Origin of the sequence: Kitasatospora putterlickiae, from assembly GCF_039527695.1 — a bacterium.
Lineage (GTDB): Bacteria > Actinomycetota > Actinomycetes > Streptomycetales > Streptomycetaceae > Kitasatospora > Kitasatospora putterlickiae.
In genome coordinates this window covers 1-1,252 of sequence record NZ_BAAAKJ010000055.1, presented here as the reverse complement: position 1 = coordinate 1,252, position 1,252 = coordinate 1, and the positions used below count along the sequence as shown (strand labels likewise).

Sequence of the window (1,252 nt, the reverse complement as noted above, 5' to 3'; positions counted from 1 at the left end):
CGTGACGTCCCCGGCACCGGCGCCCGGGGTCAGCCAGAAGCGCTCGCGCTGGAAGGCGTAGGTGGGCAGGTCGACGACCTTGGCACCGGTGCCCGCGTAGAACGCCGCCCAGTCCACGGCCGAACCGGCGGTGTGGGCCTGGCCGAGGAAGGCGGCGAAGGTCTCGCGGTCCTCCTGCTTGGCACGCAAGGCGGCCGCGAACGCCGCCTCCGCGTCGTCCTCCACGCACTGGCGGGCCATCGCGGTGAGCACGGCGTCGGGGCCGAGCTCCAGGAAGCGGCGAACGCCCAGGCCCCACAAGGTGGTCACGCCATCGGCGAAGCGCACGGCCTGGCGCACGTGCCGCACCCAGTACTCGGCGTCGAAGGCCGCGACCAGGGCGCCGGTGACGTTGGAGACCACCGGGACGGTCGGCTCGGCGTAGGTCAACTTCTGGGCGACCGTGCGGAACTCGTCCAGCATGGGTTCCATGCGGGGCGAGTGGAAGGCGTGCGAGACGCGCAGGCGGGTGGTCTTGCGGCCCTCGACCTTGGGCAGCCACTCGTCGACGGCGTCCGCGTCGCCCGAAACCACCAGCGCGGTGGGCGCGTTGATCGCGGCGATCTCCAGCCGTCCCTCGAAGCCGGCCAGCGACTCGGCGACCTCGGCCTCGGTGGCCTGCACGGCCACCATCGCACCGCCGGCGGGCAGCGCGCCCATCAACCGGCCACGCGCGACCACGAGTTCGGCGGCGTCGGCGAGCGACAGCACACCGGCGACGTGCGCGGCGGCGATCTCGCCGACCGAGTGGCCGACCAGGTAGTCGGCGCGCAGGCCGAGCGACTCCGCCAGCCGGAACAGGGCGACCTCGACGGCGAACAGCGCGGCCTGCGTGAACTCCGTGGAGTTCAGCTCCTCGCCGCCGACCGCGATCAGCTCCCGGACGGAACGGCCCAGTCGGGGGTCGAGCTCGGCGCAGACCTCGGTCAGCGCCTGCTCGAACGCCGGGAATCCGGTGGCGAGTTCGAGGCCCATCCCGGCGCGCTGCGAACCCTGCCCGGTGAACAGGAACGCCGACTTGCCGCCGACACCCGACGTCCCGGCCGCGATCGTGGCCAGGCGCTCGATCAACTCCTCACGCCCGGCGGCGACGACGGTCGCGCGCCGCTCCAGCAGCGCCCGCGAGGCGACCGAGGAGTGCGCGACGTCGGCGACGGACAGCTCGGGCCGCGCCAGCAGGTGCCGTACACCCGCGTTCGCCGCGTACGGGCGC

The 1,252-nt window shown here is 73.9% G+C and carries 1 protein-coding gene; it reads right to left on the bottom strand.

Annotation, left to right across the window (positions count from 1 at the left end; genetic code table 11):
- Positions 1-1,252 (bottom strand): acyltransferase domain-containing protein (locus ABD308_RS06440; protein ID WP_344328543.1); only part of this gene is annotated, 1,252 nt, incomplete at both ends.